Below are 23,321 nucleotides of genomic sequence, written 5' to 3' on the forward strand. Positions count from 1 at the left end.
TGGCAGCAGGGGAGGGTGGCGACAACAAAGTCTTCATGCGCACTGTCGGCACCTGACATACCGATATCTGGTATGGCCCCCGGTGGAGTCCGGACACCACTTGAATAAACGGGGCGGAACCCGAACAGCCAAACGAGTAGGGACAAGAGATCACGGAGGGTTTGTTATGTCAGAACAAGCAGTGTTGTTGGGTGGATGGACCGCATACCACAAGCTGAGCGCAAAAGATCAGGCGGTATTTGACCTGGCATTGAAAGGATTTGTCGGGGTGCAGTACCAACCCTTCGAAGTATCCACCCAGGTCGTCGCCGGTACCAACTACCGTTTCAAATGCAAAACCACGGTGCCGCTGCCCAACCCGATCCACGGGGAAGCCGTGGTGCAGATCTTCCAGCCTCTGGATGGTTCTGCTCATATCACCTCCATTACCCCGATCTGATTTGGTTGCGGGGCAAGGCTGAGAGGGGGAATAGCCTCTAACCTTTTTGCTCTAAATCCTGTAAATAAGAAAGACGCCTTAGGGCGTCTTTCTTATTTACGGTCCGGTAGAGCTGCTATGAGGTCGGTATTTGTACTTGTTAATTAATTTGTTGATCTTGCTCAGGAAACTGTCATCTCACACTTTTTCTTATCTTCCTTGCTCGCTAGCATACTGGTTCGGTAACAGCCTTTTTGCGTCAAGCTAGAGTAGCCGCAGAGTTATATGGCAAGCTCAGTAAACTGACCTGTACCGCTTCCCATTTAATCGCCATTAGAGGTCACATGAAGCTTACAGTGCATGAAAATTGGATCGAAGGTGATGGTGTTCGCTTTAAAGGCGAATATCCAGTCCTCAGTGCATCACTGATTAACGAACACGTTTTGGTCATATATGACTGGATGGCCTTTGAGCGAAATAGCCCGGCTCGAAACCTATTTTGTTATGCTCGTGCAGGGAGTTTTATTTGGCGGGCATCAGATATTAGTCAAGGTACTGTTGATGCCTACACTTACATTACAAGTGAATCTCCATTATGGGTAGGAAATTTTGCGGGATTCAACTGCAGAGTTGATGAGGCATCAGGTAATGTATTAGAGACATATTTCAATAAATAACATTTAATAAATTATTCACTTCGTTCCAGCTTTTTCTGGATAATTTTAACAAAAGATTGGAGAAACAATGAGAAAGCCAAGAGTATTTATCGGTTCATCTGTTGAAAGCCTACCTATAGCAGATGCAATTGCTGAAAACTTAGAGTTTGATGCAGAAGTTACAATATGGCGGAATGGTACATTTAATATTTCGAGTAACGCTCTTGATGACTTGATTTCAAAAGCTAAGTCTGTGGATTTCTCTATTTTTATTTTCTCTCCTGATGATCTGACAATTATCAGATCTAGAGAAAAGTATGTTGTAAGAGATAACGTTGTTTTTGAACTTGGTTTGTTTATTGGTGCAATTGGAAAGAACCGGTGTTTTATTGTAAAACCACGTGGCGTTGACTTACATTTTCCAAGTGATCTTCTAGGTATTACTCCAACTGATTTTGATGCAAACAGAAGTGACGAAGACTTAGCGTCATCTCTCAATTATTCCGCTACACAAATCAAACGAGCTTTCAAAGCACAAGGTTTGCTTGAACTTGATTCTGTTCAGGAAAAACCACGCATTGATGTAAATGCTCAATTAGCAACGCTCACCGACACAGATATGATCACATTGTCTGTGTTGCTTGAGTCTGTAAACTCAGATGTTGAAGGTTGCGTTAGTTGGGATTTGTATAACTGTTTTATTAAATATGATTTAAGTTCGGCAAAAATCAACTTAGCTATAATAAAACTCACCCGTTCAGGTATGATCGAAAAATTAAATAGTTCTGATTTTAATGGTAATGAATATTTTAGCTACAAGTTGACTGAGTACGGAATTGACGTTTGTCTATCACATCAAGATCGTATTGAAACTCTTACTTCACCAGAGAAATGTTAATCTGGCTGGGGTATTCCTCCGCTATTTAGAGTGTCGTAGGGTGCAATGAAATTGCACCGCTATTTGTGTGCTTTATATCGCCGCACGCTTGTCTGGCGCTACCTGATTGTCTGCTGACTCACAACCAACAGTCCTGTTTCTCCCCCCATCAGGGCGAGCAGAAAAAAGCCACGTTCACTCATACCTCGCAGCTTCCCAGACATGTATCGCCTGTTTGCGGGTTTCGCCCCAGTGATAGCCGCCGAGTTTGCCGTTTTGCTGGATGACCCGGTGGCAGGGGATCATCAAGGCGACGGGGTTGGCGCCCACAGCCAGCCCCACTGCGCGGGCGGCCTTGGGATTGCCGACGGCGCTCGCTACCTGGGCATAGCTCACCACCTTGGCTGGCGGGATCTGCAGCAGCGCCCGCCAGACGCTGATCTGAAAGTTGGTGCCGCTCACGTGCAAGGAGATGGGACGATCCGCCGTCTTGCTGCCATCGAACATGGTGTTGATGACTCCCTGGGTGCGTGACGGCGATTCTCGCAGCTCTGCCGCAGGCCAGCTCTGGGTGAGGGCGGTCAGCGGCGCCTGTGGGGCCTGGTCATCGAGAAACGAGAAGTTGCACACACCCCGCGGGGTCAGGGCGACGAACGCCTGACCGAAGGGGGTGTCGTGCACCCCGTGTTCGATAACCAGCCCGGCCCCGCGCTGTTTGTACTCGCCCGGCGTCACCGCTTCGAGCTGCACGAAGTGATCGTAGAGCCGCGAGCCGCTGCTAAGGCCCAGGGTATCGGCCACCTCCAGCAGCGGGCGCGACTCCTGCAGCAGCGCCTTGGCCCGCTCCAGGGTCAGCACCTGCAGATAGCGCTTCGGGGTAACCCCGGCCCAGCGGCTGAACAGCCGCTGGAAGTGAAAGGGACTTAAGTGCACGTGCGCCGCTATCTCGTCCAGGGTGGGCTGGCGCGCCACCTGGCTTGCGATAAAACGGATGGCATCGGCGATGCGGGCGTAATCAGACATAAGGCGCTCTCACAATAAGTTTGCAGCCGCAGGATCTTGGGTGCGACAAGGTCATGTGCGACAAATAGATACCCCACCATCGGCCAGCAGGGCAATGCCGGTGGTAAAGCTCGATGCATCGGACGCCAGATAGAGTGCCGAGCGGGCGATCTCCTCCGGTTGGGCCAGCCGTTTGAGGGCATGCATATTCTGCACAAAGGCGAGACTCTGTGGCGTATTGGTAAAGGCCCGCCCCATGGGGGTGTCGGTGCCCCCCGGCAGCAGGGCGTTGACCCGCACCCCTTGCGCCCCATACTCGGCGGCCAGCACCTGAGTCAGGCCGATGAGGCCCGCCTTGCTTGCTGCATAGGCCGCCATGCCGGGCAGACCCAGGGTATGGCCGACGAAGGTGGAGGTAAAGATAAGCGAGCCGCCGCCACGCACCTGCATGGCAGGGATCTGGTACTTGGCCCCCACAAAGGCGCTGGTGAGGTTGGTATCCAGGGTCTCCTGCCACTGCGCCAGCTCAAGCTCCTGTACGTTGCCCGGCGTTCCCGTGCTGCCGGCGTTGTTGAAGGCGATATCGAGCCCGCCGAAACGGGTCAGCGCGAGATCCACCAGATCGCGGGCGTAAGTCTCGCTTTTCACATCTCCCGCCAGACTTACCGCCTGACCACCCTCATGGCGGATCTCCTCCACCAGCAGATCCAGCTCTGGCTGGCGGCGGGCACCAACGACGACGCTGGCTCCTTCGCGGGCAAACAGGATGGCGCTGGCGCGGCCGATGCCGGAGCTGGCTCCGGTGATGATGGCGACCTTGTTGGACAGTAATGACATGGCAGTTCCCTCGCTGAGGGTGTTGTGCGCCGGATTGAGTGGCGCTCAGGGTTGGCAGTGGGTTGGAACCTCAACGGGTTCGAACCACTCTGGTTTGACCCTACTATGGCAACTGGCCCTCGCTGACACGACCCGGATCTTGCTCTCTTTGTCCCCATGTCGCTTTGCTACAAGTCGATGCAGGCCTTCGTGGCAACAAAAGGGGCGATCTGCGCCCCGAATTCTTTATAATGCCCCCCCTTTAAAACCGCCGGACGCAGGTTCGGTGCGCGCTGATGGCTGGTTGCGCCGTCAGAGCGGTCATCAGGATTGAGAAACGGTTATGCATACTCTGGAACAGCTGCGCGCGGGTGAACTCTGTGGCGCCCGCCATCTGAAGCTTTGTGAACATCTGACGGAGTTCCCCCCCGAGATCCTCAGCCTTAAAGAGACGTTGGAGGTGTTGGATCTCACCGGCAACCAGCTAAGCGCCCTTCCGGACGAGTTGGCTGGGGTCACCAAACTGCGCATCATCTTCTGCTCCGAGAACCGTTTCACCGAGTTGCCCGAGGTGCTGGGGCGCTGCCCGGCACTCACCATGGTGGGCTTCAAGGCCAACCGGATTGCCACGGTTTCCGCCGCGTCGCTGCCAGTGGGGTTGCGCTGGCTGATCCTGACCGACAACGCCATCGAGCAACTGCCCGATGAGTTGGGTCAGTGCGCCGCCCTGCAAAAGCTGATGCTGGCGGGCAACCGCTTGACCGCCTTGCCAGAGACACTGGCCAATTGCCATCGACTCGAACTGCTGCGCGTCGCCGCCAACCGGATCGAACGCTTCCCCGACTGGCTGCTCACGCTGCCACGCCTTTCCTGGCTCGCCTATTCCGGCAACCCCTTTAGTGAGGGGGAGGAGGCGCGGGCCATCGATGCGGATCATGTGGCTCATATCGCCACAGTGCCGTGGCTGGCGCTTGAGTTGGGTGAGTTGCTGGGGCAGGGGGCCTCTGGCGTGATCCATAGTGCTACCCGCATCACCTGTGACGGACTGCAGGGTGACGGGCCGAGCTCGGTGGCGGTCAAGCTGTTCAAGGGGGCCGTGACCAGCGATGGCTTGCCTCACTGCGAGATGGCGGCGTCGCTGGCGGCCGGCACCCATCCCAACCTCATCAGGGTGTTGGGGCGGGTGGCTGATCACCCCTCCGGCATGCCGGCGCTGGTGATGGCGCTGATAGACCCAACGTTTGCCAATCTGGCGGGGCCGCCGAGCCTGGACTCCTGCACCCGAGACGTCTATCCGGCAGGGTTGTCGTTCACCCCGACCGCCGTGCTCGCCATGGCGCAGGGCATAGCGGCTGCCGCGGGGCATCTGCATGAGCGGGGCATCATGCACGGCGATCTCTATGGCCATAACATACTGCACTCCTTGCAAGGGAAGGGCCGGGTGCTGCTCGGCGATTTTGGCGCGGCCTCTTGTTACGACCGCACGGAATGCGTGCTGGCCGAGGGGCTGGAGCGGATAGAGGTGAGGGCCTTTGGGTGCCTGCTGGACGAGTTGCTGGCGCGCTGCCAGCCGCAGAGCGAGGTGCTGAAGGATCTGGCCCTGTTGGCTCGGGCATGCCTCTGCGAGCAGGTGTCGCAGCGTCCCTCGTTCGCGCAGATCTCGGCCAGGATAGCGGTGGTGGCGGCCATGATGACGGCCGAGCCCGTTTGTGCCTGAGCCTGCGCGATGAGCGGGCATCTGACTGACGGCGAGCAGGGGCTGCACAGCACGCAGCACATCCTCATGACACAAAGATGTCAAAAAGGCGCCTTGGCGCGTCTTTTCATGTTGCAATCGTTTTTCTGGCAAAAATCACCCATAGGCCCGGTGCAAGGCTTGCGTGCGCCGGGTTAAGTTGTGATATTGAGGCATCTTCAGATAACAGGGGTATTAGGATGGAAGCTGCGTTTTGGCATCAGCGTTGGGAAGATAACCGGATTGGCTTTCATCAGGCAGACTTCAATCGCTGGCTGCAATCCTGGTGGTCTGCCCAGCAACAGGATGAACCCGTGCTGGTGCCCCTGTGCGGCAAATCCCGCGACATGCTCTGGCTCAATGGCCTGGGCCACCCCATCAATGGCTTCGAGCTCTCGGCGCTCGCCATCGAGCAGTTTTTCAGTGAAAACCAGCTCACCGATACTCTCAGCGAGCTGGGCCCCTATCAGTGTCATCAGCACGGCTCCCTGCGCATCCATCAGGGGGACTTTTTTGCCGCCCCCGACTTGGGCCGTCGCTATCGGCTGGCCTATGACAGGGCCGCCCTGATCGCCTTGCCGACGCAGATGCGCCGCCAGTATGCGGAGTTGATGAGCCGTCTGATGGAAACCGGTGGCCAGATCCTGCTGGTGACCCTGGAATATCAGCCGGAGCAGCAGAAACAGCCGCCCTTCTCGGTGGGGGAGATGGAAGTGCGCACCCTGTTTGAGCGCGATTTTCGGGTGGAGGTGCTGGGCAGGGCGGCAGAGGTGGATCACCCCAGGGTGCTCTCCGGTCAGCTCTCCTATTTCGATGAAGTGGCCTATCGCCTGATCCGCCGGGGCTGAGGGGCGGCTGAAAGTGTGATCCCGCGCGACAAAGCCGCAGGTCACCGACTCTTTGCTACCTCCTTTGACATAGATCAACGTGGCAAGGGAGGCTAATCCCTAAGATGAGCCTGTTTCTCAATCACTGTTGGCATCGGCAGATGAGCTCTGGTTTGAACCATATGGCCGATCATCAACTCAGTGTCTGATTTTCACGCTCATGTTCACTTTTGGCGGCTTAGGTCGCAATTGATTATGGTTTTTCCAGCCGACCCCCAGGGGTCGGCTTTTTATTGGGCGGGATTGGCTGATGGGCAAGCATGCCTGCTCAGGCCTCGAAGGTGCTGGCGTTGAGCCGAAACGCCCTGGGGTCATCGATAAACTGGCCCGTGATGCGCTCGTCGTGTTCATGGCCCTGGCCATAACTGCAGAGGATCAGCCGATCCGAGGTGCGTGAACGCAACTGTATGATGAAGCGCACCAGATCGGCGCGGCTCAGCATGCCCACCTCCTCGCACACCCTTTCGCGCTGATCGAAGCCCAGGTCCTTGTTGCCTATGCTGACCCAGAGCCGCTGGCCGCGACTGCGCAGGTTGGCATCCCGCTCGCTCAATTGGGCCTGCAGGCCTACCTTGCTGTCTTGCCATTGCTGCTCGGTGAGCTCCAGCATGGCCAGCGGGAAGAGATCGATGAACTCTTCCACCGCATCCAGCAGGTGTTGGGGACCTGCCACCGGCGACTGGATATAGAAGATGAGGCCGGGGTGGCGGTTGAGGGGCAGGTTGCCGGCTCCCACCACGTAGCCGAGCTGCTGGCGGGTGCGCAGCTCGTGAAAGAAGGTGGATGACATTATGTGGTTGGCCAGGGTGAAGCAGGCGAGATCCCGTGCCCGGGTGGTGCGGGACTGGTAGTAGACCAGCAGCGCCGAGTCTTCGTGTTCACAACCCTGCTCGCGAATGAGCGTCCCCCTGTCCTGGATGGCGATGAGCGGGCGGCGGGTCTCGGCACTGGGCTGGCTGTTGGCACCGAGATGACGTTCCAGCAGGGCGGCCAGTTCGAGCGCCTCGGCGGCGTCCCAGTCACCGTGTACCAGGGCTTCTATGTGCACCTCGCCAAACAGCTGGGCGACAAACGCCGGCATCTCGCCAAGTTCTACTGTGCGCAGATGGCGCAGCAACTGCTCGAACGGCGGGTTGTTCGGCTGCAACAGGCTGGTGAGCTGGTTGAACAGCTGGGAGATGGGGCGTGCCTTGGACTGGTTGTCCCAGTTGCGGATGAGCTGCTCTTTTATCTCGGCGAAGCGGCCCGGATCCGGATAGCCCAGGGTGCGGTTGCCGAGGATCATGTCGAGCAGCAGCGGCTGCTTGTCGGCAAAACCGCTCAGGTTGATGGTAAAACCGCCCTGGTGGGCATAGATCTGGTAGCCGAGCCCCGCCAGCTCAGCCGGGTAGGTGAGGGCGTTGAGGTGATCGGTAAGCAGCTCCACCGCGAGCCTGGCCATGGCGATGTGGCGCGGACTTTTGACCGCGTGCTCGCTGTCGATGGAGATGTAGAGGTTGCCCTTGGGCACGCTGAACTGATGCTCGTGCAGATGCCAGAGTCGAAACCCTGGCCTGTCGATGAGGCAGGCGGGCATGTCGGCCTGCAGCGCCGGCTGGCGCGGATCGAGCCGGCTGCTGATAAAGGGGTTCGGCAAGGGCAGGGCGAGGGCCGGTTCAGGCTCGCTCTGCTGCCAGTGGATCTTCTCCGCCTCCGTGATGACGTCGACGCCATAGGGCGTCTGATACCAGCGGGCCAGGCGATCCGTGGCCAGCTCAGGCGCCGTGATGGTCATGCGCAGGTTGTGTGGCGTGAGCTTGGCGAGCAGGCGGCGGATCAGCGCCTCGTCGTACTCGCGCATCATGTAGTCGCCGTACAGCAGATCCTCGGGCGTGTAGCTGAACAGGTTCAACACCAGCCCGGAGACGGTGTCGAGGGCCCGGCCCCGCTCCTGGAAGCGGAACGCCGACTCGAGCACTGTGCGCTTCTCGTCGTAGCGCCAGTTTTCCACCCCGCCGCGCTCGATGAGCTTCAGATAGCCGAACAGGGCGGCCACTATCTCGTTGACGTGTTCGAGCCCGAGCGGTGTGAGGCCGAAACTCACCCCGAAATCCTTGAAGTTGGCACCGCTGATGCCGCCGCCGGCTGAGAGCTGGTTGACCCAGCCTTTCGCTTTCAGCAGGGAGAGCAGGCTGCCATCCCCTTCATAGCCGATGAGGTGGCTCAGGAAGGTGAGGGGTTTTTTGTCATAAAACTCGTCGACGTTGGGCAGCGGGAAGGTCAGCGCCAGCTTGCGGGTCTCCTTGACCGGATTGATGCGGATGCGGATGCCGAGATCGTCGAGGCGATAGAGGGGGGTCGTCAGGGTCGGTATTCCCAAATTGCGATTCAAAATGGGAGCGAAAAAGCGATCGCACCAAGCCATCTGGGTCTTTATGGATTCAGGCGAGATCATCACCAGCGCCATGCGATCCGCGCTGTAGTGAGATTCGTAGAACCGGATGAGATCGGCGCGCAGATCCCGACCGGGCAGATCCGCCAGGGTATCCAGGTTGCCGACCGAGAACTTGGAGAAGGGGTGGGCCGGGTTGACCGTCTCTTTATGTACCTGGTAGCTGCGGCGCACATCGTCCTGCAGCTTGAGGCGGTACTCTGAGTCGACCGCGTTGCGCTCCTTGTCCACCCACTCGGGGGTGAAGGTGGGGCAGATGAAGAACTGGGAAAAACGGTCGAGCCCGGCCTCGAAGAAGCCGTTGTCTATCTCGAAAAAGAAGTTGGTGAACTCGGTGCCGGTCCAGGCATTGTTGCTGCCGCCATGACGGCTCATAAATTGCTGGTACTCACCAGGCTTGGGATAAGTACGAGTGCCAAGGAACAGCATATGCTCAAGGAAATGAGCCATCCCCTGCCGATCGGCCGGATCGTCGAAATGACCGGTGTTGACGGCCAGGGACGCGGCAGACTTGTCGGTATCGGGATCGCAGATCAACAAGACCCTGAGCCGGTTTGCCAGCTCCAGATAGTGGTACTGCCGATGGTCATTAGGACTGGCATATGGGCTCATTGGGGCGTGACTCATGTTGGATTTATTTGAATTTAAACATGATTATCGACCCCGCTATCCAGTGAGGCAAACCCTTTTCTGAGAGGTAGCGCAATTGTTTCCCCCGGCATGGCGGGGTAAGATCCCCCCGCTATCAAAACAGGCCCCTTGGGCGAGGTTGTAATGAAAATCTACATAATGCGTCATGGCCAGGCTGGCATGAATGCGAAAACAGATGAACAGCGTCCACTGACCGAGCAGGGCATCGAAGAGTCCATTCACATGGCCAGTTGGCTGGCCCCTCAGCTGGATGGCGAACTGGATTTGGTGGTTCACAGCAATTACCTGCGTGCCAGACAAACCTGGCAGAGCATATGCAGTGAATTACCCAAGGCCGCCAGGGTCGAGGAGAGCAGCGAGATCACCCCCTATGGCGACCCGGCGTTTGTCGCGAGTTATCTCACTGCGTTGGCGGCAACACATGACAATATTTTGATGGTCAGCCACCTGCCGCTGGTGGGTTATCTGGTGCAGAGCCTCTGTCCGGCGGCGGGTGCGCCCATGTTTGCCACCTCGGGTCTGGCCTGCATCGAGTGGCAAGATGACAAGGGGGTCTTGCTCTGGCTGGAAGGACCACATACAATACGCTAAAAGTTAATAAAAAGTTATAAATTGGTTTTTTGGGGAAGAGAGTCGCGATTTTTCCGGATTTTTATATAGAATTTACGGAATTATTTCGCAGAAGCTGCTGTCATACGGATACAACTGCAAGAGGTTGCAAACGATGAGAGTGTTCAAGAAGTACCTGCCGCTGATGGTGGCAAAACATGTCAAAACCTTCTTCAAGGGACGGATATATATCCACGGCAGGGGGCGTTTTGATTTCCAGTCAGGCTTGCTGATGATGCCAACGCCAGCTGACATTCCCCACCGCCAGACCGTGGTCGAGGTCAACGCCATGATCTCCAGACTGCACATGGATGCGGCGTGATACTTTCACTATCCCATCCAGACGCTTCATGCCCGCCACCGTGCGGGCATGATTGTTTTTGGCCCTGACCTGCCCAAGTTGGCTCTGTTCGATTCCGTTTCAAACCCGCCTGCATCGGCAAGGCCGGCAAGCACTTGCTAATCCTGTTTGCCTCTCTATACTTCCCGCCGGAAATACCCGCTGCTTTCTTCTGGATATAGTGATGCCCCTTGCCTTCTTGTTTCCCTTCTCCTGCATGGCCATCTGGGCCGGCAACGCCATCGTCAGCAAGTTGGCGGTGGGCGTGCTCTCACCCGCGGCGCTGGCCTGGTCGCGCTGGATGGTGGCCGCCATCATATTGACGCCTTTCCTCGCGCACCGCGCCTGGCGGGATCGCGCCAAGCTGCGGGCCGGCTTCTACCAGCTGGCGGCGCTGGCCCTGCTCGGCATGGTGTTGAACCAGACCTTCGGTTACTACGCGGCGCAAACCCTGGGGGCGACCGAAATCGGCCTGATGATGGGGCTGACTCCGCTGATGACTGTGTTGCTCAGCATCTGGCTGCTGCGCGAGCGCCCCACCTGGGGCGCCCTGCTCGGCGGCGTCATCTCCATTCTGGGGCTGGCCATCTTGCTGGGGCAGGGGGATCCCTCCCGCTTGATCACCCAGGGCATTCACATCGGCTCCGTCTATATGCTGTTGTCGGCGGGCACTTATGCGCTCTACAGCGTGCTGCTCAAGAAGTGGGATCTGGGGCTGGACAACTGGTCCATGCTCTATGGCCAGGTGTTGTGCAGCCTGCTGTTTCTCACCCCGTTCTACCTGCTGGTGGACGGGCAGTGGCCAGATGGCCGCGCGCTCTGGCTCATCCTCTACGCCGGTATCCCTACCTCGGCCTTGTCACCCTGGCTCTGGATGCAGGGCATAGCCCTGCTGGGGGCGAGCCGCACCGCCATTTTCATGAACCTGTTGCCTGTGATGACGGCGGCGCTGGCCATCAGCTGGCTCGGGGAAAAGCTGACCAGTTATCACCTGATAGGGGGCGGCATGACACTGCTCGGGGTCTTGCTGGCGCAACTGCTGGTGCAGCCTGTGGTGCTGCGCCGGCGCCGGGTGGCGCTGGCCGCCTGCCGGGAAGATTGAAAAAAAGACCGCCTTCGAGGCGGTCTTTCTATTCAGGGGGGTCAGGGCATCACTGCGCGATGAGATAGAGGTCTTTGGAGTAGACCACGTCTTGCGGATTCTGATAGGGATAGCCCTTGATGTTGGGTTTGAGCAGCCGCGACTTGACGTAGAAATAGACGGGGGCGATGGGGGCCTCGTTATCGATCAGTGCCTCGGCCTGCTGATAGAGCTGGTTGCGCTCGGCCGGGTCCTTGGAGTCATGGGCCTTGGCCAGCAGGGCATCATACTGCTTGTTGAACCACTTGCCGCTGTTGGCGCTGCTGCTGGAGGTCATGATGTCGAGGAAGGTCGACGCATCGTTGTAATCCCCGTTCCAGGAGTAGCGGCTGACGCCGAAATCCCCCTCGTTGAGCACTGACACCATGGTTTTCCACTCCATGTTGTTGAGCTTGGCGCTGACCCCCAGGTTGTGCTTCCACATGGAGGAGATGGCCAGGGCTATCTTCTTGTGCCCCTCGCTGGTGTTGTAGAGGATGTCCACATCCAGCGGCTTGCCCGGGCCGTAGCCCGCCTCGCTCAGCAACGCTTTCGCCTGCTTGATCCTCTCTTCCTTGCTCAGCAACTGGCTGGCAGGGCGCTTGAGTTCGAAGCCGTCGACGCTCGGCGGGGTCAGGCTGAAGGCGGAGATCTGACCCTGTCCCAGGATCTTCTCGGTGATGGTGTCTCTGTCGATGGCCAGCGACAGTGCCTTGCGCACCTTGGGATTGTCGAACGGTTTGCGCTGGGTGTTGAACACATAGTAATAGGTGGCGAGCAGCGGGGCATTGATCAGCTCCTCCGGGCTCTGGCTCTTGAGCTGCTTGTACTGCTCCAGCGGATACGTGGTGTAGTGCAGCTCACCGGCGCGATAGCGGTTGTAGGCGGCGGTGTCCGAGACTATCTCCAGATAGAGCACCTTGTTCAGCACTGTATGCTGGTTGTCCCAGTAATGGGGGTTGCGCTCGGAGATGAGGCGCTCGTTGGGGGTCCACTCCTTGAGCACGAAGGCGCCGTTGGAGACTATGTTGCCAGGCTTGACCCACTCATGACCGAACTTCTCTATGGTCGCCTTCGGCGCCGGGAAGGTGGTGTAGTGAGAGAGGGTTTTGAGGAAGAAGGGCACAGGGTTCTTTAAGGTGATCTGCAGGGTATGGGCATCGAGTGCCTTGATGCCGAGGGTATCCGGACTCTTCTTGCCCTGCACCACATCACTGGCGTTGGTGACGCCGGTCAGCTCGATGAACCAGGCGTAGTTGGAGGCGTTTCTGGGATCCGCCGCCCGCTGCCAGCCATAAACATAATCTGCCGCCGTGACCGGCTCGCCGTTGGACCATTTGGCCTCGGGTCTGAGCTTGAAGGTGTAGACGGTGCCCGTGCTGTCGAGCTCGTAGCCAAGGGCGCCGGCGGCTTGCAGCTTGCCGTCGCCATCCAGGGTGTAGAGCCCCTCGAACAGATCGTTGACTATGTCGCTGCCCGCGCTCTCTTCCACCATCTGGGGATCGATGGAGGCGGGTTCAGTGCCTATGTTGCGCACGAAGGTTTGTTGATCGGCGGCTAGCAGCTTGGTGCCGGGCGGTACCTGGGCGGCCAGGGCGGGTAACGCGAACAGGGCGGCAACCGTGCCGGCAATGAGTGTCCTTTTCATTGAATATCCTTATGTTTTTTTGCTTCCAAAGCCTGGCCAGTGTGCTGGATTGATCTGGAGATCTCAAGAGGGGGACGCTGACCTTGCCGTCCGCTACCCAGATAGGGGGCCAAGTGGGCTGTTGCACCCACCATGGCGGCCTGTTCGTGACTTTTCACCACGAATTAACATGGTGAAAGTCACCGATTGGCACCGATTAAAGGGGGTTTTGACAGGGGCTCGACGGCCAGGGTGCGCATTTATCCAGCGGCTTAATTCGCTGCAAAAACAAAAAACAGGCGTTACATTAGGTTACAAAACAAGGCTGCCGAGGATCGGCACTTTTTTTGTTGACGTGTGCAAACGTTTTCAAAGCCAACGGAAACGATCTTAAAGGAACAATAATGCGAAACATGATCACCATGGGCGAGTTCATCGTCAAAAAGCAGGCGGATTATCCCACCGCGACCGGGGAGCTGACCTCATTGCTCAGTTCCATCCGCCTGGCCGCCAAGGTGGTGAACCGGGAGATCAACAAGGCGGGGCTGGCAGACATCATCGGCTCCATGGGCGCTGAAAACGTGCAGGGCGAGGTGCAGCAGAAGCTGGATGTGTACGCCAACGAGCGCTTCAAGGCGGCGCTGGAGGCGCGCGGCGAAGTGTGCGGCATGGCCTCCGAAGAGGAGGAGGATTTCGTCTCCTTCGATTCCGAGCTCTCCCGTCACTCCAAATACGTGGTGCTGATCGATCCCCTCGACGGCTCCTCCAACATAGATGTCAACGTATCGGTCGGTACCATCTTCTCCATCTACCGCCGCGTCAGCACGCCCGGTGCCGGTGTCACTCTGGAAGATTTCCTGCAGCCGGGCAACCGCCAGGTCGCCGCCGGTTACGTGGTCTACGGCTCCTCCACCATGCTGGTCTACACCACCGGCTTTGGCGTCAACGGCTTCACCTACGATCCTTCCATCGGTTGCTTCTGCCTCTCCCACGAGAACATCCGCATCCCGGAGGAGGGCAAGATCTACTCCATCAACGAGGGCAACTACATCAAGTTCCCGGACGGGGTGAAGAAGTACCTCAAATATTGCCAGGAGCGGGACGAGGCGACTCACAGGCCCTACACCTCCCGTTACATCGGCTCCCTGGTATCGGACTTCCATCGCAACCTGCTCAAGGGCGGCATCTATATCTATCCGTCCGGCACCAACTCCCCGAACGGCAAGCTGCGCCTGCTCTACGAGTGCAATCCCATGGCGTTTCTGGTGGAGCAGGCCGGTGGCAAGGCGTCCGACGGCTTTGGCCGGATCATGGATATCCAGCCCACCGCACTGCACCAGCGCACCCCTTACTTCGTCGGTTCCACCAAGATGGTGGAGCGGGCCGAAGCCTTCATGCGGGAGTTTTCCGCCCATGAGGATCCTGCCAATCAGGGTTGATGCCCGGATGTCGTGCCTGCGATGAGCAGATAAAAAACGGGAGCCATGATGGCTCCCGTTTTGTTTGGGTGAGGTTGCTTGCCTCAGTGACTGGTATGGCTGGCTAGATCCGCCAGCAGGCCGTCCACCAGTTTCAGGCGCATGGCGCGGTCCGGGGTCGGCACCTGGAAGCGCAAGCGGGTCGGCCCATCCATCTTGTAGATGCGCGGCTGCTCGGAGAGCAGCTTGACCAGATAGCCAGGGTTGACGCGGGTCTCCTGGGTGAAGTCCAGGTAACCGCCGCGCTCGCTCATCTCCACCCGGCGAATGCCCAGCGCCGTGGCGCGCTGGCGGAAGGCGGCCAGCTCCATCAGGGTTTTGGTTGCCTCCGGCAGCAGGCCGAAGCGATCTATCAGCTCCACCTTCAACTCACGCAGCTCCTGCTCGTCCGCCGCGCTGGCGATGCGCTTGTACATGGACAGACGCATGTTGACGTCCGGTATGTACTCCTCCGGCAACAGGGCGGGCAGGCGCAGCTCCACCTCTGTGTGCTGGCTCATCAGCTGCTCCAGCGATGGCTCCTTGCCGTTTTTCAGCGCCTCGACCGCCTGCTCCAGCATCTCCATGTAAAGGGTGAAGCCGACCGATTCGATCTGGCCACTCTGATCGTCACCCAGCAGCTCGCCGGCACCCCGGATCTCCAGATCGTGGGTAGCCAGCGCAAAGCCGGCGCCGAGATCTTCCAGCGAGGCGATGGCCTCGAGCCGCTTGACCGCATCTTTGCTCATCAGCTTGGGATGGGGGGTGAGCAGGTAGGCATAGGCTTGGTGGTGGGAGCGGCCAACCCGGCCCCGCAGCTGGTGCAGCTGGGCCAGCCCCAGATGGTCGGCGCGGTCCATGATGATGGTGTTGGCACTTGGCACGTCTATGCCGGTCTCTATGATGGTGGTGCAGACCAGCAGGCTGAAGCGCTGGTGGTAGAAGTCCGACATGACTCGCTCGAGATCGCGCTCACGCATCTGGCCATGGGCGATGCCGATACGCGCTTCGGGCACCAGCTCGGCGAGATCGCTGGCGCATTTTTCGATGCTCTCCACGTCGTTGTGCAGGTAGTAGACCTGGCCGCCGCGCTTGAGTTCACGCAACACGGCCTCGCGGGTGACCGCGGGCTCCTGCTGGCGCACGAAGGTCTTGATGGCGAGCCGTTTGGCGGGCGGGGTGGCGATGATGGAGAGATCCCGCATGCCGGCCATTGCCATATTAAGGGTGCGCGGGATCGGCGTTGCCGTGAGGGTGAGGATATCCACGTCGGCCCGCAGCGCCTTGATTTTCTCCTTCTGGCGTACCCCGAATCTGTGCTCCTCATCGACGACCAGCAGCCCCAGATCCTTGAAGGTGAGCTCTGAGCCCAAGAGCTTGTGGGTGCCGATGATGATGTCGACCTTGCCCTCGCGCAGCTCTTTCATGACGGCATTCTGCTCCTTGGCTGAGCGGAAGCGGCTCAACACCTCGACCCGCACCGGCCAGTTGGCGAAGCGATCGCGGAAGTTGTCGTAGTGCTGCTGGGCCAGCAAGGTGGTGGGCACCAGCACCGCCACCTGTTTGCCGCCATGGACCGCCACGAAGGCGGCTCGCATTGCCACTTCTGTCTTGCCAAAGCCCACGTCGCCGCACACCAGCCGGTCCATGCTCTTGGCCTGACACATGTCCCCCAGCACAGCGTTGATGGCGTTGAGCTGATCCTCTGTCTCCTCGAACGGGAAACCGGCGGCAAACTGGCGGTAGGCCTCCCTGTCGTGCTGGAAGGCAAAACCGTGGCGCGCCGCCCGCAGGGCGTACACATCCAGCAGCTCGGCCGCCACGTCGCGCACCTTTTCCGCCGCCTTGCGTCGCGCCTTGACCCAGGCTTCGCCGCCGAGCTTGTGGCTGGGCGGGTTGTCGGATCCCGTGTAGCGGCTGATGAGATGCAAGCTGGTCACCGGCACGAACAGCTTGTCGCCACCGGCATATTCCAGGGTCAGGAACTCGGTGGGCAGGCCGCCGGCATCTATGGTCTCGAGGCCAAGATAACGGCCGACCCCGTGATCCAGGTGCACCACCGGCTGGCCCTGGGTTAGCTCGCCGAGGTTGCGGATCACCGCATCCGAGCTTAAGTTCTTGCTCTTTTCCCGGGCTCGCTTGATGCGGACTTTACCGCCCAGCAGCTCTGTCTCCGTGATAAGGGCGAGCTCATCATGCCCGGCCTCTTGCAGCAGAAAACCCCGCTCCAGCGGCGCCACCAGCAGGCCGTGGCGCGCCTTGCTCGCCATGAAGGCCTCGAGGGAGGGGAACTCCTTGGGTTGCAAGGATATGCGCGCCAGCAGATCGCCGAGCACCTCCCGGCGCCCTTCGGATTCCACCGCAAACAGGGTGCGGCCCGTGAAGCTGTTCAGGAACTGGCTCAGCGCCAGCATGGGCTGCTCTTTGCTGTGATCCAGTTGCAGCTCCGGCAGCGCTGCTATGGGGAGATCATGCTGGCCGGCTCCGCCGTCGGTGGCGGCTTCTTGCAACCGCACGGCACCATAGTGGCCCAGCGCCGCAAACAGCTGCTCCACCGGCAGGTAAATCTGTTGAGGGGGCAGCAGCGGGCGGGTGTTGTCCCAGCGTCTGTCCTCATAGCGCTGGCCTATGTCGTTCCAGAACCGCTGGGCTGCGGGATAGATATCCCCCACGGTGAGCAGCAGGGTGTTGTCCGGCAGGTAATCGAACAGGCTGGCGGTCTGGCTGAAGAAGAGCGGCAGATAGTATTCGATGCCGGCGGGCCAGCGCCCCTTGCTTACCTCCTGATAGATGGAGCCCTCGGCGCGCGACAGCTCGAACTGTTCGCGAAATTGGCCGCGAAACAGCTCGATGGCGGCCTCGTCGGTGGGAAACTCCCGGGCCGGCAGCAGGCTGACCGTCTTGACCGGTTCGCTGGAGCGCTGGGTCTCGGGATCGAACGGACGGATGGAGTCCACCTCGTCATCGAAGAAGTCGATGCGATAGGGGCTGTTGCTGCCCATGGGGAAGAGATCGAGCAGTGAGCCACGGGCGGCAAATTCCCCGTGCTCCAGCACCTGTTCCACCGCCACGTAGCCGGCTTCGGCCAGGCGCCCGCGCAACTGTTGCAGGTTGAGACGCTGGCCGGCCTTCACCATCAGGCTGTACTTGTCGAGATAGACCCGGGGGGCGCAGCGCAGCATCAGGGTGGAGATGGGCACGATCAGCACGCCGGCGCTCATCTGCGGCAGCTTGTAGAGGGTCTCGAGGCGCTGGGAGATGATGTCCTGATGGGGAGAGAAGGTATCGTAGGGCAGGGTTTCCCAGTCCGGGAACATCAGCACAGGCAAGCCCTGATCTGCCAGCAGGAACTGCAGCTCCTGCTCAAGGCGCAGGGCACTCGGGGTATCGGCGGTCACCAGCAGGACGGGGCGGTCGGCCTCCTGGGTGAGGCGGGCGGCAACCAGCGAGAGGCTGCTGCCTGTCAACTGGCCGAGCGTTAACTTTTGGCCCGCCTTGGCGGGCAAGGCGGGAAGCTTCATTGGCATCATTCGATTCTTTTAACGTTGGCGGTCTTGCGCACGAAGTTTGAGTTGCTTGGATTGCACATGCAGGCTGGCACGCACCAGCAGTTCGCGGTCATCCTCGCGGATCCGCACATAGTCGAGCACCACGTGCATGCCGTGCTCGCTCGGTTCCAGCTGCTTGACCTGGCCGTAGCAGTAGATGGCGGAAGCCTCTTCCCGCAGGAAGATCTTGAGCCGCACTATCTGGTGCAGGTGCGGCGGTTCACCATGGCCCTGGCGCGGATGCAGGTAAGTGAGCTGGCCGGCGCCAAAGCGCAGGGTGTGGAAGCGATGTTCGGGGTGATCCTGCACCGACAGCACATAGCCCATGATCATGTCGATCTTGCGGGACTGCTGATTGACTATCTCCACCAGGTCGTGCATCGACTCGTTCTGGTTGCGCATCAGGCGACTGGTCACCATGTCGATGGAGGTGATGGAGGAGGCGATGCGAAAGGGTTCGGGCAGTTCGGCTTCCAGTGCCTCCAGCGTCGGCAGATGAAAGTCACCGGGCATGGGGATCACATTGACCGGGGTGGCATGGGTGACGCTGAAGAACTGTTCCTGCATGGAGGCTATCCCTTGTTGTCATGGACGGTTTCCCTTTATTATCCGGTATCTTATTTTGTTGGCAACGTAGATATCCTTGAAGACTGGACTTTTTCAGCCGCTGTCGCTGGCCATAGGCCTTCGCTACGCAGGCTCACGACGCAGTAACCGCTTCGTTTCATTCATCTCCCTGTTCTCCACCTTTGGTATCGCCATCGGGGTCGCGGCCCTGATGGTGGTCATCTCTGTGATGAACGGCTTCGAGGGGCAGCTCAAGGGCCGCATCCTGGGGGTGATCCCCCATGTGGTGGTGACCAATCAGGCTGGCCGCATCGACGCCCAGCCCGCAGGCTTGCCCGATCTGGCCAAATTGCCCCATGTGATCGCCAGCGCCCCCATGCTCGACAGCGAAGGCATGCTGCAGAGCCCGGGTCAGCTCACCGGCGTCAGCGTGCAGGGCATAGATCCGGCCCGCTGGCCAAAGGATGACATACTGCACGCCCAGATGCAGATGGGGCGCCTCGACAGCCTGCAGCGCGGTGAATACCACATAGTGCTGGGGCAGGGGGTGGCCAATCGCCTCAAGGTCTCCATGGGCGATCAGGTTCGTCTGATCCTGACCGAAGGCACCCGTTTCACCCCCTTTGGCCGGGTGCCGGCCCAGCGGCTGTTTACCGTCTCCGGGATCTTCGGGGTCGGTGCCGACGTGGACAGCCAGGTCGCGCTGATCGCGCTGGGGGATGCCCAGCGTCTGCTGCGCCTGCCGACAGAAACCGTCGGCGGCATTCGGCTCTGGCTGGACGATCCCTTCGCCGCCGACCAGGTGATCAAGACGGCGCTGCCGGACGGACTGGAGTGGCAGGACTGGCGCCGCGAGCGCGGCGAGCTGTTCCAGGCCGTCGCCATGGAGAAGCGCATGATGGGGCTGATGCTGGTGCTGATCATCGCGGTCGCCACCTTCAACATCCTCTCCGCGCTGGTGATGGTGGTCACCGACAAGGAAGGGGAGGTGGCCATCTTGCGCACCATGGGCATGAGCGAGGCAGGGATAGTCAAGATCTTCATGGTGCTCGGCGCCTCCAGCGGTGTGATCGGCGCCCTGCTCGGCGGTCTGGCCGGGCTCGGCCTCTCGCTCGGCCTCAACCCCCTGCTCGATGCGGTGGGGCTCAACCTCTACATGACGGCCGGTGGCAGTGGTCTGCCGGTGATAGTGGAGCCGGCTCAGGTCATCACCATCTTGCTGGGGGCCGTGCTGCTCAGCTTCAGCGCCACCCTTTACCCGGCGGCCCGTGCGGCGCGGGTGAAACCGGCCGAGGCGCTGCGTTATGAATAATTCATCTTCTCTTGTTACATCCGGCGTTAGTGGAGCCCCGTTTATGAATGAACCCTTCTCCTGTGAACCTCTGCTGCGTTGCCAGGCACTGAATCATGTCTATAAAGAGGGCGAGCTGGAGACCCAGGTGCTCAAGGGGATCGACTTGTCCGTCGCCCCCGGCGAAATGCTGGCGGTGGTGGGCAGCTCGGGCTCGGGCAAGACCACGCTGCTGCACCTGATGGGGGCGCTGGACAACCCGTCGAGCGGCGCCGTGCTGTTCAAGGGGCAGGACATCCATCACTGGGACAGCCGCACCCAGGCCAGATTCCGCAATCAGGAGCTGGGTTTTGTTTACCAGTTTCACCACCTGCTCGCCGAGTTCACCGCGCTGGAGAACACCGCCATGCCGCTGCTGATCGCCGGCGAGTCTGTGGCCAGCGCCACCGACAAGGCGACGCGCATGCTGGGGCGGGTGGGGCTCTCCCATCGCCTGAATCACAGACCCTCCGAGCTCTCCGGTGGCGAACGCCAGCGGGTGGCCATCGCCCGTGCCCTGGTCAATGAGCCGAGCCTGGTGCTGGCGGACGAGCCCACCGGCAACCTGGATCACGCCAGCGCCACCGCCGTCTACGAGCTCTTGTGCGAGCTCAACCGCGAGCTGGGTACGGCATTTGTGGTGGTCACCCATGATCTCAGCCTGGCTGCCAAGCTCCATCGGCGGGTGACCCTGGTGAGCGGCATCATGGCGGAGGTCGCCTGATGTTCAAACCGCTGCCCCTCTTTCTGGGCCTGCGTTACAGCCGCTCCCGTCGTCGCAACGGCTTCATCGCCTTTATTTCCGCCTCCTCCCTCATCGGTATCGCCCTCGGGGTAATGGCGCTCATTCTGGGCTTGTCTGCCATGAACGGGTTTGAGCGGGAGCTCAAAGACAGGGTGCTCTCAGTGGTGCCTCACGGTGAGCTGATGGGGATGGAGGCGCCGCTGCCCGACTGGCCCAAGTTGCGGGACTACCTGCTGGCCCAGCCCGGCGTGGAAGCCGCCGCGCCCGTCATCCGGCTCGATGGGCTGCTGGAGCACGGCAATGCCCTCAAGGGATTGCAGGTGCGCGCCGTGCTGCCCGAGCTCGAAGCCAATCTGTCCGATGCGGGCAAGTACATGACGGGGCGCGGTCTGCGCGAGCTGCAGGCCGGTGAGCACGGGCTCATTCTCGGCAAGACCATAGCCGACAAACTGGGGGTCACCATCGGGGATACGGTCGCCCTCTTGCTGCCCCAGGCGGGCGATGCGTCCGCCATCAAGAACCCGAAACGGGAATCCCTCAAGGTGGTGGGACTGCTGGAGATCGGCGGCCAATTAGATGGCGTGTTGGGCTTCATGCACCTGGCCGATGCCCAGGCCATCACCGGCATGGGCAGTGCGGTGGAGGGCTTCAGCCTCAAGGTGAACGACGTGCTCAAGGCGCAGTCCATCACGGTGGCCGCCGCCCAGAAATTCCCGCACTACGTCTATATCAGCAGCTGGATGAGCCGCCAGGGCTATCTCTATCAGGACATCCAGATGGTGCGTACCGTCATGTACGTGGTGATGCTGATGGTGGTGGCGGTGGCCTGCTTCAACATAGTCTCCACCCTGGTGATGGCGGTGAACGAGAAGCGCAGCGAGATCGCCATCTTGAAGACCATGGGAGCGAGCCCGGGCCAGATCCGGCTCACTTTCGTCATTCAGGGCATGGTGAACGGGGTGCTCGGTGCCTTGCTCGGGGCCCTGCTCGGCGGCCTGCTCTCCAGCAAGCTGACCCAGATCCTGAGCTTCATCGAAGGGCTGATAGGCCACAGGTTCCTCAACCCCGACATCTACTTCATCGACTTCCTGCCGACCGAGTTGCATCTGCAGGATCTGCTGATCGTGACCGGCGCGGCCATGCTGATGAGCCTGCTGGCGACGCTTTACCCCGCCTGGCGGGCGAGCGGTCTGGTGCCGTCCCGGGAGCTGGGACACTGATGCACGGCATCTGATCTGCTGATAAAGAACGAAGGGCCCACCGGTGCAAACCGGCGGGCCCTTCTGTTTTCAGGCCGTTTGGACTGGCTTAGTGGGCGTTGAGCTCATCCAGCGGCAGCGAGAAGCTGGCCACGAAGACGTCGATGAAGTAGCGCATCTGCGGGCTCATCCTTGCCTCCAGCATGGCTTCGAGGCGCTTGCGCGCCGGTTCGAACTCCCGGTTGCCGGCATTGATCTCCTCCAGACACTTGGTGTAGGCGCAGAGGGTATCGGCATCCTTCACCAGCCGTGCCAGCTCGGCATCCTGCGCGCCCGAGTCCAGCAGGGGGCGAAAATCCTCCACCAGTTCCGGCGGCAGCATGGCCAGCAGGCGCTGCTCGGCGGCCAGCTCTATCTTCTTGTACTCCCGGGCAATTTCGGGATTGAAGTACTTGACCGGGGTCGGCAGATCGCCGGTCAGCACCTCGCTGCTGTCGTGATAGAGCGCCATCACGGCGGCGCGATCCGCATCGACCTTGCCCCCAAACAGCCGATTGTGGATGAGCCCGAGGGCGTGGGCCACCATGGCCACCTGCAGGCTGTGCTCGGCGATGTTTTCGGGTTGTATGTTGCGCATCAGCGGCCAGCGATAGATGAGTTTCATGCGGGCGAGATTGGCGAAGAAGTGGCTGGGAAGCATGGCTGGCCTCGGACGGTGGCAATGAAAAAGGGCAGACCCTAGTCTGCCCTTTTTTTGCGGCGCAGGCAGCTTGCCTGTGCGATTTTCGTGGTGTTCAGCGAATGTAGCGACCAGATTCGGCTTCGTGGTTGGTCACCACCATCTGACCTATGGGGGCCAGGGCAATCAGCGCCAGCTTGAGGTGCTGGATGCCGAACGGGATGCCTATGATGGTCACGAAGCAGGCCAGTGCCGAGGCGATGTGGCCGATGGCCAGCCAGATCCCGATCACCAGGAACCAGAGGATGTTGCCAATCAGCCCCAGGGTGCCTGTGCCTATGTCACTCTGCCCCGTCATGCTCTTGCGGCTCACCGCCTGCTTGCCAAACGGGAAGAAGGTGAAGGTGCCGATGACGAAGCAGGCGCGCCCCCAGGGGATCCCGATCAGCGAGACAAAGCAGAGCAGCCCGGCCAGCCACCAGGCCAGCCCCATGAAGACGCCCCCCAGTACAAACCAGAGCAGGTTAAACAAGAAGCGGAAAAAGGCCATGTTGGTCACTCCAGACTCATAAATTTGGCTGTCACCATAGCGAGCAGCAGCCATGGACGCAATGGTTGATGTGATGG

General features: G+C 59.9%; 20 protein-coding genes. 12 read left to right on the plus strand and 8 right to left on the minus strand.

Annotation, left to right across the window (positions count from 1 at the left end):
* Positions 1-166 precede the first annotated feature (166 nt).
* The 3 genes from AACW87_RS09365 (at position 167) to AACW87_RS09375 (ending at position 1,972) form a co-directional block, all read left to right on the plus strand.
* Complete coding sequence (locus AACW87_RS09365; protein ID WP_241324816.1) at positions 167-439, plus strand: hypothetical protein; 273 nt, start codon at positions 167-169, stop codon at positions 437-439.
* Positions 440-762: 323 nt separating this feature from the next.
* A complete protein-coding gene (locus AACW87_RS09370) occupies positions 763-1,095 on the plus strand; it encodes a hypothetical protein (RefSeq protein WP_241324817.1) in 333 nt (110 codons plus the stop codon).
* Between the two features lie 67 nt (positions 1,096-1,162).
* The gene (locus AACW87_RS09375; protein ID WP_241324818.1) at positions 1,163-1,972 is read left to right on the plus strand and encodes a TIR domain-containing protein; all 810 of its coding nucleotides are present in this window, start codon (positions 1,163-1,165) and stop codon (positions 1,970-1,972) included.
* Positions 1,973-2,146: 174 nt separating this feature from the next.
* Here AACW87_RS09375 and AACW87_RS09380 read toward each other — a convergent pair whose 3' ends face one another.
* Positions 2,147-2,974, minus strand: a complete 828-nt coding sequence (locus AACW87_RS09380; protein ID WP_241324819.1) for a bifunctional transcriptional activator/DNA repair enzyme AdaA — start codon at positions 2,972-2,974, stop codon at positions 2,147-2,149.
* 51 nt (positions 2,975-3,025) lie between these two features.
* Positions 3,026-3,790: an SDR family oxidoreductase gene (locus AACW87_RS09385; protein WP_241324820.1), complete on the minus strand. Its 765-nt coding sequence runs from the start codon at positions 3,788-3,790 to the stop codon at positions 3,026-3,028.
* 322 nt (positions 3,791-4,112) lie between these two features.
* On the opposite strand from AACW87_RS09385, the gene AACW87_RS09390 reads away from it, so the two are divergent.
* Positions 4,113-5,486, plus strand: coding sequence for a leucine-rich repeat-containing protein kinase family protein (locus AACW87_RS09390; protein WP_241324821.1), 1,374 nt, complete (start codon positions 4,113-4,115; stop codon positions 5,484-5,486).
* A gap of 218 nt (positions 5,487-5,704) precedes the next feature.
* A complete protein-coding gene (locus AACW87_RS09395) occupies positions 5,705-6,352 on the plus strand; it encodes a thiopurine S-methyltransferase (RefSeq protein WP_241324822.1) in 648 nt (215 codons plus the stop codon).
* Positions 6,353-6,659: 307 nt separating this feature from the next.
* Here the strand turns inward: AACW87_RS09395 and AACW87_RS09400 are convergent, their stop codons facing one another.
* Entirely contained in the window at positions 6,660-9,434 is a 2,775-nt protein-coding gene (locus AACW87_RS09400; protein ID WP_241324823.1) for an insulinase family protein, read from the minus strand.
* 162 nt (positions 9,435-9,596) lie between these two features.
* Here AACW87_RS09400 and sixA point away from each other — a divergent pair, with 162 nt between their 5' ends.
* From sixA to AACW87_RS09415, 3 genes are all read left to right on the plus strand, one after another.
* On the plus strand, positions 9,597-10,064 hold the full coding sequence (gene sixA, locus AACW87_RS09405) for a phosphohistidine phosphatase SixA (RefSeq protein ID WP_043136349.1): 468 nt from the start codon (positions 9,597-9,599) through the stop codon (positions 10,062-10,064).
* Positions 10,065-10,197: 133 nt separating this feature from the next.
* Entirely contained in the window at positions 10,198-10,404 is a 207-nt protein-coding gene (locus tag AACW87_RS09410) for a DUF1107 domain-containing protein (protein WP_042037401.1), read from the plus strand.
* A gap of 202 nt (positions 10,405-10,606) precedes the next feature.
* Entirely contained in the window at positions 10,607-11,524 is a 918-nt protein-coding gene (locus tag AACW87_RS09415; protein ID WP_241324824.1) for a DMT family transporter, read from the plus strand.
* A gap of 49 nt (positions 11,525-11,573) precedes the next feature.
* On the opposite strand, the gene AACW87_RS09420 is transcribed toward AACW87_RS09415, so the two are convergent.
* Positions 11,574-13,190, minus strand: coding sequence for a peptide ABC transporter substrate-binding protein (locus AACW87_RS09420; protein WP_241324825.1), 1,617 nt, complete (start codon positions 13,188-13,190; stop codon positions 11,574-11,576).
* Between the two features lie 383 nt (positions 13,191-13,573).
* On the opposite strand from AACW87_RS09420, the gene fbp reads away from it, so the two are divergent.
* Positions 13,574-14,608 carry a class 1 fructose-bisphosphatase gene (gene fbp, locus AACW87_RS09425; protein WP_065403254.1) on the plus strand — a complete coding sequence of 345 codons (1,035 nt, stop codon included), beginning with the start codon at positions 13,574-13,576 and terminating at the stop codon, positions 14,606-14,608.
* An 83-nt stretch (positions 14,609-14,691) separates the two neighbouring features.
* Here the strand turns inward: fbp and mfd are convergent, their stop codons facing one another.
* Together mfd and AACW87_RS09435 are read right to left on the minus strand one after the other, a co-directional pair.
* Positions 14,692-18,156 carry a transcription-repair coupling factor gene (gene mfd / locus AACW87_RS09430; protein ID WP_241324826.1) on the minus strand — a complete coding sequence of 1,155 codons (3,465 nt, stop codon included), beginning with the start codon at positions 18,154-18,156 and terminating at the stop codon, positions 14,692-14,694.
* A gap of 9 nt (positions 18,157-18,165) precedes the next feature.
* A complete protein-coding gene (locus AACW87_RS09435; protein ID WP_042871557.1) occupies positions 18,166-18,741 on the minus strand; it encodes a PilZ domain-containing protein in 576 nt (191 codons plus the stop codon).
* Positions 18,742-18,817: 76 nt separating this feature from the next.
* On the opposite strand from AACW87_RS09435, the gene AACW87_RS09440 reads away from it, so the two are divergent.
* Genes AACW87_RS09440 through lolE form a run of 3 tightly spaced genes read left to right on the plus strand, consistent with a single transcriptional unit; the run spans position 18,818 to position 22,036 of the window.
* Entirely contained in the window at positions 18,818-20,053 is a 1,236-nt protein-coding gene (locus AACW87_RS09440) for a lipoprotein-releasing ABC transporter permease subunit (protein WP_098984206.1), read from the plus strand.
* A 43-nt stretch (positions 20,054-20,096) separates the two neighbouring features.
* On the plus strand, positions 20,097-20,795 hold the full coding sequence (lolD, locus tag AACW87_RS09445) for a lipoprotein-releasing ABC transporter ATP-binding protein LolD (protein WP_043555492.1): 699 nt from the start codon (positions 20,097-20,099) through the stop codon (positions 20,793-20,795).
* Positions 20,795-22,036: a lipoprotein-releasing ABC transporter permease subunit LolE gene (lolE, locus tag AACW87_RS09450; RefSeq protein ID WP_241324827.1), complete on the plus strand. Its 1,242-nt coding sequence runs from the start codon at positions 20,795-20,797 to the stop codon at positions 22,034-22,036. Before lolD ends, lolE begins: the two co-directional genes overlap by 1 nt.
* An 88-nt stretch (positions 22,037-22,124) precedes the next feature.
* Here the strand turns inward: lolE and yfbR are convergent, their stop codons facing one another.
* Together yfbR and AACW87_RS09460 are read right to left on the minus strand one after the other, a co-directional pair.
* Positions 22,125-22,715 (minus strand): 5'-deoxynucleotidase, encoded by a 591-nt coding sequence (gene yfbR / locus AACW87_RS09455; protein WP_098984203.1) that lies wholly within the window; start codon positions 22,713-22,715, stop codon positions 22,125-22,127.
* A 94-nt stretch (positions 22,716-22,809) separates the two neighbouring features.
* Positions 22,810-23,244, minus strand: a complete 435-nt coding sequence (locus AACW87_RS09460; protein WP_011898663.1) for a YccF domain-containing protein — start codon at positions 23,242-23,244, stop codon at positions 22,810-22,812.
* Positions 23,245-23,321: the final 77 nt, after the last annotated feature.

It is taken from the genome of Aeromonas sp. MR7 (genome assembly GCF_963899385.1).
GTDB classification, from domain to species: Bacteria; Pseudomonadota; Gammaproteobacteria; order Enterobacterales; family Aeromonadaceae; genus Aeromonas; species Aeromonas bestiarum.

Coding starts and splice junctions, on each gene's coding strand:
- AACW87_RS09435 (WP_042871557.1), bottom strand. CDS start 18,741: ATGCAGGAACAGTTCTTCAGCGTCACCCATGCCACCCCGGTCAATGTG.
- AACW87_RS09410 (WP_042037401.1), top strand. CDS start 10,198: ATGAGAGTGTTCAAGAAGTACCTGCCGCTGATGGTGGCAAAACATGTC.
- AACW87_RS09380 (WP_241324819.1), bottom strand. CDS start 2,974: ATGTCTGATTACGCCCGCATCGCCGATGCCATCCGTTTTATCGCAAGC.
- AACW87_RS09375 (WP_241324818.1), top strand. CDS start 1,163: ATGAGAAAGCCAAGAGTATTTATCGGTTCATCTGTTGAAAGCCTACCT.
- yfbR (WP_098984203.1), bottom strand. CDS start 22,715: ATGCTTCCCAGCCACTTCTTCGCCAATCTCGCCCGCATGAAACTCATC.
- AACW87_RS09370 (WP_241324817.1), top strand. CDS start 763: ATGAAGCTTACAGTGCATGAAAATTGGATCGAAGGTGATGGTGTTCGC.
- AACW87_RS09420 (WP_241324825.1), bottom strand. CDS start 13,190: ATGAAAAGGACACTCATTGCCGGCACGGTTGCCGCCCTGTTCGCGTTA.
- AACW87_RS09460 (WP_011898663.1), bottom strand. CDS start 23,244: ATGGCCTTTTTCCGCTTCTTGTTTAACCTGCTCTGGTTTGTACTGGGG.
- lolD (WP_043555492.1), top strand. CDS start 20,097: ATGAATGAACCCTTCTCCTGTGAACCTCTGCTGCGTTGCCAGGCACTG.
- AACW87_RS09390 (WP_241324821.1), top strand. CDS start 4,113: ATGCATACTCTGGAACAGCTGCGCGCGGGTGAACTCTGTGGCGCCCGC.
- fbp (WP_065403254.1), top strand. CDS start 13,574: ATGCGAAACATGATCACCATGGGCGAGTTCATCGTCAAAAAGCAGGCG.
- AACW87_RS09400 (WP_241324823.1), bottom strand. CDS start 9,434: ATGAGCCCATATGCCAGTCCTAATGACCATCGGCAGTACCACTATCTG.
- mfd (WP_241324826.1), bottom strand. CDS start 18,156: ATGATGCCAATGAAGCTTCCCGCCTTGCCCGCCAAGGCGGGCCAAAAG.
- AACW87_RS09385 (WP_241324820.1), bottom strand. CDS start 3,790: ATGTCATTACTGTCCAACAAGGTCGCCATCATCACCGGAGCCAGCTCC.
- AACW87_RS09415 (WP_241324824.1), top strand. CDS start 10,607: ATGCCCCTTGCCTTCTTGTTTCCCTTCTCCTGCATGGCCATCTGGGCC.
- AACW87_RS09365 (WP_241324816.1), top strand. CDS start 167: ATGTCAGAACAAGCAGTGTTGTTGGGTGGATGGACCGCATACCACAAG.
- sixA (WP_043136349.1), top strand. CDS start 9,597: ATGAAAATCTACATAATGCGTCATGGCCAGGCTGGCATGAATGCGAAA.
- lolE (WP_241324827.1), top strand. CDS start 20,795: ATGTTCAAACCGCTGCCCCTCTTTCTGGGCCTGCGTTACAGCCGCTCC.
- AACW87_RS09395 (WP_241324822.1), top strand. CDS start 5,705: ATGGAAGCTGCGTTTTGGCATCAGCGTTGGGAAGATAACCGGATTGGC.